12 protein-coding genes and 1 tRNA gene are annotated in these 9,358 nt (G+C 60.3%); 9 read left to right on the forward strand and 4 right to left on the reverse strand.

Translation table 11 applies throughout. From position 1 onward, the window contains the following. Positions 1-897, reverse strand: coding sequence for a diacylglycerol/lipid kinase family protein (locus tag K9B33_RS21755; protein WP_224551207.1), 897 nt, complete (start codon positions 895-897; stop codon positions 1-3). Between the two features lie 81 nt (positions 898-978). Here K9B33_RS21755 and K9B33_RS21760 point away from each other — a divergent pair, with 81 nt between their 5' ends. Next, positions 979-1,887, forward strand: coding sequence for a metallophosphoesterase family protein (locus tag K9B33_RS21760; protein WP_224551208.1), 909 nt, complete (start codon positions 979-981; stop codon positions 1,885-1,887). A 35-nt stretch (positions 1,888-1,922) separates the two neighbouring features. Continuing rightward, the gene (locus tag K9B33_RS21765; protein ID WP_224551209.1) at positions 1,923-2,705 is read left to right on the forward strand and encodes a helix-turn-helix domain-containing protein; all 783 of its coding nucleotides are present in this window, start codon (positions 1,923-1,925) and stop codon (positions 2,703-2,705) included. Between the two features lie 12 nt (positions 2,706-2,717). Here K9B33_RS21765 and K9B33_RS21770 read toward each other — a convergent pair whose 3' ends face one another. Beyond that, positions 2,718-3,569 (reverse strand): class I SAM-dependent methyltransferase, encoded by an 852-nt coding sequence (locus K9B33_RS21770; protein WP_224551210.1) that lies wholly within the window; start codon positions 3,567-3,569, stop codon positions 2,718-2,720. A gap of 41 nt (positions 3,570-3,610) precedes the next feature. On the opposite strand from K9B33_RS21770, the gene K9B33_RS21775 reads away from it, so the two are divergent. From K9B33_RS21775 to K9B33_RS21795, 5 genes are all read left to right on the forward strand, one after another. Continuing rightward, positions 3,611-4,351: a ComF family protein gene (locus K9B33_RS21775; protein WP_224551211.1), complete on the forward strand. Its 741-nt coding sequence runs from the start codon at positions 3,611-3,613 to the stop codon at positions 4,349-4,351. Positions 4,352-4,414: 63 nt separating this feature from the next. Further along, positions 4,415-4,672 carry a glutaredoxin 3 gene (gene grxC, locus K9B33_RS21780; protein WP_224551212.1) on the forward strand — a complete coding sequence of 86 codons (258 nt, stop codon included), beginning with the start codon at positions 4,415-4,417 and terminating at the stop codon, positions 4,670-4,672. A gap of 8 nt (positions 4,673-4,680) precedes the next feature. Further along, positions 4,681-5,511, forward strand: coding sequence for a carbon-nitrogen hydrolase family protein (locus K9B33_RS21785; RefSeq protein WP_224551218.1), 831 nt, complete (start codon positions 4,681-4,683; stop codon positions 5,509-5,511). Beyond that, a complete protein-coding gene (locus K9B33_RS21790) occupies positions 5,508-5,978 on the forward strand; it encodes a DUF1178 family protein (protein WP_224551213.1) in 471 nt (156 codons plus the stop codon). The genes K9B33_RS21785 and K9B33_RS21790 overlap by 4 nt, the downstream gene beginning before the upstream one ends. Before the next feature lie 60 nt (positions 5,979-6,038). After that, positions 6,039-6,115: transfer RNA gene (locus tag K9B33_RS21795), tRNA-Arg, on the forward strand. On the opposite strand, the gene K9B33_RS21800 is transcribed toward K9B33_RS21795, so the two are convergent. Beyond that, entirely contained in the window at positions 6,066-7,625 is a 1,560-nt protein-coding gene (locus K9B33_RS21800; RefSeq protein WP_224551219.1) for a recombinase family protein, read from the reverse strand. The genes K9B33_RS21795 and K9B33_RS21800 overlap by 50 nt on opposite strands. Then, the gene (locus K9B33_RS21805) at positions 7,622-7,936 is read right to left on the reverse strand and encodes a hypothetical protein (protein WP_224551214.1); all 315 of its coding nucleotides are present in this window, start codon (positions 7,934-7,936) and stop codon (positions 7,622-7,624) included. The genes K9B33_RS21800 and K9B33_RS21805 overlap by 4 nt, the downstream gene beginning before the upstream one ends. A 393-nt stretch (positions 7,937-8,329) precedes the next feature. Here K9B33_RS21805 and K9B33_RS21810 point away from each other — a divergent pair, with 393 nt between their 5' ends. Next, positions 8,330-9,124 (forward strand): hypothetical protein, encoded by a 795-nt coding sequence (locus K9B33_RS21810; protein ID WP_224551215.1) that lies wholly within the window; start codon positions 8,330-8,332, stop codon positions 9,122-9,124. 53 nt (positions 9,125-9,177) lie between these two features. Further along, positions 9,178-9,358, forward strand: a 181-nt coding sequence (locus tag K9B33_RS21815; protein WP_224551216.1) for a hypothetical protein, incomplete at its 3' end; no start/stop codon positions are given.

Genomic DNA, 9,358 nt, shown 5'->3' on the forward strand with positions numbered 1-9,358 from the left:
CTATCCGTCCGCTGGCACCGCTACCTCGACCGCGCCCGGCGCGATCTTCACGGTCACCGGCGTCTTGGCCAGCACTTCGCCGTCGATCGAGATGCGCTGGCGGGGATGGGTCTCGATCCTGAACGACTTCCCGTGAAATTCCTCGGTATGGGCGTCGCGATCGCGCAGCTTGAAGAATTTGGCGTACCAGTCCCAGGCGAGGCGCGGCTTGCTGCGCCCGACCACTGCCTGGATCACGATTTCGCCGGTATCGACATCGGCATGGTCCGACAGTTCGACCCCGCCATGATAGGGGCCGTTGAGGACGCGCACCTCGGTCGACCACAGGCGGCGCTGATTTTCGCCATCGCCGATCGTCAGGCGGAAGGCGCGGAAGCCGACCGAACATTTGACCGCCCACATCAGATAGCCGATCCGCCCGAGATAGCGCTTGAGCTTGTGCGGCACGGTCTGGCCGATCATCGGCGACAGGCCCAATGAGGCCGCGTTGACGAAATAATCCTGGTCGATCATGCCCAGGTCCACGCGGCGTCGCTTGCCACCGGCGATGGCCTGCACCGCGCCGTCCAGGTCCAGCGGCAGGCCCAATGTCCGCGCGAAGCTGTTCGCGGTGCCCAGGGGCAATATGCCAAAGACGCAGTCCTTGCCGACGAATTCGTCCACCGTGCCGGACATGGAGCCGTCGCCGCCGCCCACGATCACCATCGGCGCGCCGCTGTCCACCGCCTCGCGCACGATCTGCGCCATCTTCTCCGGCTCTTCCACCGCATGGGCGGCGATCAGGCGGACGCCAGCGGTCTCCAGCTTCTCCTTCGCCTGTGCGAAATTATCCTGCCCGCGTCGGCTATGGGCATTGACGACCAATATGGCGTCCTTGGGAAGGGGTTTCGTTTCCATGCCGCAATAACTCCGTCCGATCGATTTCGGGTGCATCGAAAAGCATCGGGAAACCCTAGGCCATGGATTCGTTACCCTGGCATGGCTCGCATCGCGCATCTTTCCGATATTCATTTCGGCGCCAACGATCAGAGGATCGTCGACGCCGCCACCGCCTGGCTGGAGGCACGCCGTCCCGACCTTGTGGTCATCAGTGGCGACTTCACCCAGCGGGCACGGGTGGAGCAGTTCAAACAGGCGGCGGCCTGGCTGGGGCGGCTCAAGGCCGCAGGGCTGAAGACGCTGGTCATTCCGGGCAATCATGACGTGCCGCTCTACGATGTGGTGCGACGGTTTGCCGCGCCGCTGGATCGCTACAAACGCTATGTCAGCAACGATCTGTGCCCCTTCTACGAAGATGGCGAGGTCGCGATTCTGGGTCTCAACACCGCCCGGTCGCTGACGATCAAGGACGGGCGGATCAACCATGACCAGATGGACATGCTGCGCGATCGCTTCGCCAAGGTGGCGCCGGCCAAGACCCGCATTTTAGTGACACACCATCCGCTGTTTTCCATGCCGATCGGCCGGGGCGGGGAGTTGAGCGAGGCGGTCGGCCAGCATGACGATGCGGTCAAGGCGGCCTGCGAGGCCGGCGTGCATCTGGCGCTGGCCGGCCATTTCCACCGCACCTATGCGGAGGCTGCTCGCAAGATGGTGGAACATAGCGGTGGCGCGCTGGTGATCCAGGCCGGCACCGCCACGTCCACCCGACTGCGCAACGATGAGCCGCAAAGCTTCAACTGGCTGCATGTCCGCCGCAACAACGAGATGGAGTTGCAGGTGATCGTGTGGGACGGCACGGCGTTCCGGCGCGCGAGCCATGTGGAATATCGGCATGACGGTGAGACATGGGCGTCGCGGGAGATGACGGATGCGCCGACGGTGGGCGAGGTGGTTGGGATGAGTAGCAACCGATCCCCCGACTTGAATACAAATTTTTCGGGGTAGCTGCCATCCTGGGCCTGACCTAGGTCTTGGATATTATGAGCATGCAGATGACGGATATGGGCTGGTCGCTGACCGAAAAGGAGAAGCAGACGCTGCGCCTGATCGTCCGCGGCCATGATGCGAAGTCGATCGCGCGGAGCCTGGGCCTTTCCGTCCATACGATCAACGAGAGGCTGCGCGATGCGCGGCGCAAGATGGCGGTGTCGAGCAGTCGGGAGGCCGCCCGGATGCTGCTGGAGGCAGAGGGTGGCGATCCGGGCACGTCCCCCGATTATTTGGGGGACAGAGAAATCGGGGCAGACGCGCTTGCGGCTCAGGCGGATGAAGACGGCGCGCCGATCAGCGGCGCGGAGCGGACACCCCGTCCCTTCTGGATCATCATCGGAGTTATGCTCATGACGCTTGTCCTTGGCCTGCTGGCGCTTGCCGCCTTGCCGCAACTCGCTTCCGCACCCTCGTCACAGGCGCCGACCGCCACCGAGGCTGCGCCGCGCACGGAAGTGGTCGACGCCGCGCGACAATGGCTGATCCTGGGGGATCAGGGGCGTTGGGAGGACGGCTATCGAGCGACGGGATCATCTTTCCGCAAGGCCAATACGCCAGAGCTCTGGGCATCGGTGCAGGACAAGGTGCGCACCCCACTGGGCGCGCTGATATCCCGCGACCTGCTCAGTCAGGAATATCTGCTCGCCCCGCCCAACGGCTTTGAGATGGTGAAGTTTCGCACGCGCTTCGCCAACAAGGCCGAGGCGACGGAGTCGGTGACGCTGGAACGCGAAGATGGTGTCTGGCGTGTGGTGGCCGTCATGATCGAGTGACAGGCGAAAACGCTAGGCTTTCCCTTTGAGCGCGGCGGCCAGCGATACGGTCGCGCTGCCGCGCCGGGCCGGTCCCGCCTGGCTTGGGTCGGGTTTCCAGCCGGACAGATAGACCAGGGCCATCTGTTCCGCCGTCCGCCCGTCCGGGTCGGCGGCGTCGGTGAAATGGCCCGCTGCGCGCATCAGCACGGCGCGCGTCAGGGCCGGCGCGCGCGTCTCGAGGACATTGCCCGCGCTCATGAAGCGCAGGTCGTGCATCAGGCGCACGATGTCGCCATAGCGGATGGTCAGCGTCTCGCCGTCCGCGACCGGCATGGCGAAGCCGGCGCGGCTGAGCAGATCGCCGGCCGATCGCACATCGACCTGCGGGTGGACATGCTGGCCGGGCCGGTCGGCTTCGGCGGCGAGCAGGGCGGATTTGAGGCGGGGCAGGCTGCCCGCGCCCGCAAAGGCCGCGAGCATCAGCCCGTCGGGGCGCAGCACGCGCCGCATCAGGATCAGCGCGCCGGGCAGGTCGTTCACGCTGTCGAGCGTGCCGCAGGCGACCACCAGATCGAAACTGTCGTCGGCGAAGGGCAGGGCGTCCTCGTCCATCTGGACGCCGCCCGCCGCTTTGGCCGCAAGGAAGCCGGGATCGGCGCAGGCGACGCGCTTGCCCATCGCCTCCAGCGCCGCCTTCGCGCTGCCATCCGGGCAACCGATGACCAGCGCTTCGGGCAGGTCGCGCTGCACGTCCGTCAGGCGATCGAGCAGTTCGTCCAGCATCGCGCGATAGAGGAAGTCATGATCGGCGAAGGCTGGCAGCATCCGGTCGCGCTGGCGCGCACGCCGGGCGCGGTCGAAAATGTCGGGGCGGTTATCCATGGCGGGCCTTGTGCATCGGGCGCGAACTGCGGACAAGGCAGATGATGTCGCTCCTCCCGCTTCTCAAGGGCGTTTCGCAGCCTGTCGTCGATTATGCGCTGCCGCCGCGCTGCCCCGGTTGCGGCGCCATCGTCGGCGCGGATTTCGCCTTCTGCCTGTCCTGCTGGAGCGGCATGGAATTGCTGGGCGAGCCTTGCTGCGCCCGTTGCGGCGCGCCCTTCCCGCATGACATGGGCGCGGGGGCCGAGTGTGGCGCGTGCATGGCCGACCCGCCGCCCTGGGACAGCGCGCGCGCGGTGCTGGCCTATGGCGATGTCGCCCGGACGGTGGCGCTGCGGCTCAAATATGGACGGCGCATCGGCCTAGCGCGGCTGATCGCGCGGCAGATGCTGCGTCATGTGGGGGACGAGGAGGCCCTGATCGTGCCGGTGCCGCTGCATCGCTGGCGGCTATGGCATCGGGGGTTCAACCAGTCGGCGTTGATCGCGGATCATCTGGGACGGCTGACAGGCTGGCCGGTGGACAAGCGGGCGTTGCGCCGGGTGAAGCGGACCGCGCCGTTGCGGGGGATGAATCCCAGGGCGCGGGCGAAGGCGGTGCGGGGCGCCTTCGCATTGGCGGATGCGTCCGCGATCACGGGGCGGCGCGTGCTGCTGATCGACGATGTCCATACCAGCGGGGCGACCGCGGCGGCCTGCGCGCGGGTGCTCAAGCGCGGCGGTGCGGTGGACGTGCGGCTGTTGTGCTGGGCGCGAGTATTGCCGGATGCCGATGGAGAATGAGGCGCGGCGATTGACAAAGCGGCGCGTTCCCCCAATTTCATGGGAAAGGAGCGTCTTATCATCATGGCGAATGTCGAAATCTATACCAAGGCTTGGTGCGGCTATTGCGCCCGCGCAAAGGCGCTGCTGACCGACAAGGGCGTGGCGTTCGAGGAATATGACATCAGCATGGGCGGCCCCAGGCGCGACGAAATGCTGGAGCGCGCGCCCGGTCGAACCACCGTGCCGCAGATTTTCATCGACGGCCAGCATATCGGCGGCAGCGACGACCTGTCGGCGTTGAACCGGGATGGCAAGCTGGACGCGTTGCTGGGCCTGTGAGTAGCAGGATGCGCGCGGCGCTGTTCCAGATGACCAGCGGGATCGATCCCGCCGCTAACGCCGCCGCCATCGTCGAGATGGTGAAACGGGCGAAGGGCGAGGGCGCGGACATGCTGTTCACGCCGGAAATGGCGGGCTGCCTGGACCGCGACCGCAAGCGCGCGGCCGATACGCTGCGGAGCGAGGCGGAGGATGTGGTGCTGGCCGCCGTGCGCGATGCGGCGGCGCGCGAGGGGCTGTGGGTGCATATCGGTTCGCTGCCGCTGAAGGGCGAGCGGGCCGACGGGCGCTGGGCCAATCGCAGCTTCCTGATCGACGACAGCGGCGCCATCCGGGCGCGCTATGACAAGATCCATCTGTTCGACGTCGATCTGGCGACGGGCGAAAGCTGGCGCGAATCGTCGGTCTATGGACCGGGCGAACAGGTGGTCGCGGCGGACACGCCCTGGGGCCGGATGGGCTTTTCCATCTGTTACGACATGCGCTTTCCCGACCTTTATCGCGCGCTGACCAATGCGGGGGCGACGATCCTGCTGGCGCCTGCCGCCTTCACCGTGCCGACCGGCCAGGCGCACTGGCATGTGCTGCTGCGCGCGCGGGCGATCGAGGCGGGCTGCTATGTCATCGCGACCGCGCAGGTGGGGACGCATGCCGATGGGCGGACCACCTATGGGCATAGCGTGGTGATCGATCCCTGGGGTGACGTGCTGCTCGACATGGGCGACGCGGCCGGGCTGGGACTTGCGGAATTGGACCTGACGCGCATAGGGGATGTGCGCGGGCGCGTGCCGGCGCTCGCTAACCGCCGTATGATACCGAAGGATGTGACGATTTCGTGATCGTGTTCGACCTGAAATGTGCGGGCCAGAGCCATGTGTTCGAAGCATGGTTCGGGTCCAGCGCCGATTATGAGGATCAGAAGGCGCGGGGCCTGCTCGCCTGCCCGCTATGCGGCGATGTCGATGTGACCAAGGCGGTGATGGCCCCGGCGGTCGGTGCGAAGGGCAACAGCCGCGCGGTCGCTGTGCGCGAGGAACTCGCCGCGCCGGCGATGAGCGGCGCGGACCAGGCGAAGATGAAGGCGCTGGTCGAGGCGCTGGCGACCGCGCAGAGCAAGGCGCTGGAGGACAGCACCTGGGTCGGGCGTGGCTTCGCCGAGCAGGCGCGCGCGATGCATTATGGCGAAAAGGACCGCAGCAGCATCCATGGCGAGGTCGCCCCGGCCGAGGCCAAGGCGCTGATCGCCGAGGGGGTGGAGGTGGCGCCGCTGCCCTTTCCCGTGATCCCGCCGCAGGCCAAGAATTGAGCCATTAATTGACCGCACAGAATTGACCGGGCGCGCCGCGCGCAATAGAGCCGTCGCCGGGCACCCGTAGCTCAGCAGGATAGAGCATCAGATTCCTAATCTGAGGGCCATGGGTTCGAATCCCGTCGGGTGCACCATTACCCTTTTAGGGCTGGAAATGTCCTCTAACGCCTTAAAAGGCAGGGATATCTCGGGTGTTTGAAAGCCGGATTCCCGCGAGTAGATCAGGTTCCCGGCAAAGACCAGTTTCAGCATGGCACGACGGTCCTCCAATTGACCAGTTTTCCAAAGATTCCAAGGATTTGAGAGAAACTCCATCGAGGTTTGAAAAACCTCGTCATAGTCGCGTGCGGGCGTGCCGCATTTCGCGATGTTTTCGACCAGAATCAGCTTGTCGCGTTCCAGTTCAACAACCTTGCGTTCATACGCACTGATAACGGTGGGACTGTTGGCCTCCACGATGCGGTCAAGAAACTGGCCGATCTTCTTTTCCACGGCGGCGGTTTCCAGTTTCAGCGCCGTGCGGCGTTCTTTCGCTTCCTTGGCGCGACGATCCCACAGATCGCGGAACATGGCGGACGCAAGCTGCACAAGCTCGCGTGCAGGCGTCAGGGAGGATACAAGGGCTTCCAGAGACTCCTCCACCTTTGCCCGCGCTATGGACTTGCCGTTGCTGTCGCATCCATGCTGGCGGCACATATAATAGGGGTAACGGCCACCTTTTCCCTTGGACCATGTTGCGGTCATGGGATGGTGGCAATCGCCGCAGGCGACAAAACCGCGCATCGGGAAATCGGCGTTGATGTCCTTGCGGGAAGGCGCGCGGGCCTTGCCCGCAAGGCGATCTTGAATGAGGTCGAAGGTTTCGAGGGAGATCAGTGCTTCATGCTGCGCTTTGCGCAGCGACAGGTTCCAGCGCGGCACTTCCAGATAGCCAGCATAGAGGGGCTGGGTCAGAATTTGCGTGGCGCGTTCATTGGGGATCAGCCCTCGCCGATCTTTAGGGAATAGGGGGTTGGCCTCAAGGAACCGTTTGACCTCCGCCTGCGAACCGAAACGCCCGCTGGCGTATCCTTCCAGTGCTTCCTTGACGATGGACGCCAGCGGCTCGTCTCGAACCAGCGCCTTGCCGCCGCCAGAGGCTTTTTCGTAGCGATAGCCCACAGGAGCTTGGAAGACCCAATAGCCGTTCATGGCGCGGGCGCGCATTCGGGTCATTGTCTGCTCGGCGTTCTTGCGACGATGCTCGCCTGCAAAGGCGGCTTCGATGATTTCGAGAATATCATCGTCGGGATCATCCGCGAAAACGCGCTTGGGCGATTCCAGCTTACCGCCCGCTTTTGCGATAGCGTCACGGATGGCGTAGTGAGTACGCAGCGATCGCGCCAGACGATTGGGATCATCAACGATGACAACGGTCTGCCCTTTGCAGCCCTTCAAGAAGGCGAGCATTGCCTTGATCCCGGCTCGGTCCGCCGATTTGCCGGTGAAATCGTCGCGGAACACCCTCATGACCTCATAGCCCATGCGATCCGCATATTCGCGGCAGGATGTTTCCTGACTGCTTAACCCGTCACCCCTAGTAACCTGCTTTGCATGACTCACGCGACAGTAGATCAGGGCTGGTTGTCTGGCATCGCGTGTCATGGCTCAATGGTTCCTAACTGGTTGAAGGCGCTTTCAACGCCATCAGTTCGAGCGTCAGCGGTTTGATTTTCAGGATTATCTCCAATCGTAACACGATCCAGCAGCAAGTTGGCATTGATTTTACCAACAGATTGCAAAGTTATTTGATCGGTTTGAACGTGAAAAGCATGATCTACAAAGTAAGACAAGATAGAATGGACAATATCTATCAGCGTGTCCATTTCTTGAATGGGTAGATTAAGGCTAGCAATGTATTGCCTGTATCGTTCTCTGTCTTCATGCATTTGTGGTTGGCTGGATTGGTAGGACATTTATCCTATTCCTATCACAAAATGTTTTTAAACTGTACAAAGTTTCCTGCTGCACTGCACAACCGCCGGGTTGCGAGTGCGGCCTGGGCTCACACCTTCTTGTCAAGACAGCAGGCTCCACCGCGATCTCCCCACCATTGACAAAGTGGAAAGCGGGTACAGGTCTGTGGCCCTACCTTGTTGGTCAAAGCAGAAAGGTCAAACCGGCAAAGGCGAGACAAAAGGGCGCGCTTGTCGCGCCGCACATTCGGAGCCGACATCTTTTCTTCCTCAAACATGCAATCGATGCGGCAATCTTTGACTCGCTTTGATGGTACGGGATAGCCATTTTCGTCACGGCTTGTTTTGACTAGGATTTCACGGGATTCCACGTCTTTTCACGGGAGCGCCAGATTGATGGATGATAACTCAAGTGATGGTCTCCAGTTTAATGAATCCACGCGTGTTGTCGAAGCTATACGTCGTGTATCTAGACGATTAATTTCCGAACATGGCCTATCTCCTAATCGGCAAGCCACGGAGATGAATGCATCTATTCCGAAGAACGGAAGTGTACATGGAGTTAGATCTGCGGCCATACCTTCTTCTACATGGAATGAATTCGTAAAATTAGGTTCGGTCCGTAAGAAAATTAACGCTGTAGCTCTCAGAATAGCTTGGGAGTGGATGATAAAATATTATAAAGAAATTCTGAAGGAAGAAATTCTGAAGGAAGAAATGGGAGAAGGAGAAGTAAATCTTCATGAGGAAAATGAAGTTAAAAATTATCAAGTAGAAAAATCAGATGCCGATAATATAATTTATAATAGAGTATTTAATGGAAAAATAGAAATATTCGATGGTATGTACAGTATAATGGAGGATACAGAGGATAAAAAAGAATATTATACAGGGCGTATATTTGTTAACTATCCAGAAAATGAGATTGTTAATATAGGAATAAGGTACTTTTTAAATTGGGATAAGAGTCAATATCAAATTTTGTGTAAATGCATTCCTCACAAAACTGGGTATGTATTGGCTGGGTCAACTGAGCCAGACGGCTATATGTTTGTAATGCAGATAGACGTTGGTCCTTTTCCAATGTCCGACGAAGATGACCTTAACGCTGAAATTTCAGTTATTGATAGAACAGGTAATCCATATAAGCGACGATGTATTTTAAGGAAGTATATTTCCCGATACTAAATATATTGACATTTATGATATATTATGAAATTATTATGGTTGGAGATTGAAATTTGGATCAAGAGCCTCGTCAGGCATTTTTAAGAGTTAGTGAAATCGTTTCTATCATTGATGAAATTGATGGGAATACTACCGTCCATATGCGGGATGGTAGAGAGTTTTGTGTGATCGCATCCGGTGCTCTTGAATGTTGGATGCATATTAAAGATGTGATCGATCCAGATTTGATATCTG

Source organism: Sphingobium sp. 3R8 (genome assembly GCF_020166615.1).
In the GTDB taxonomy this organism is placed as follows: Bacteria; Pseudomonadota; Alphaproteobacteria; order Sphingomonadales; family Sphingomonadaceae; genus Sphingobium; species Sphingobium bisphenolicum.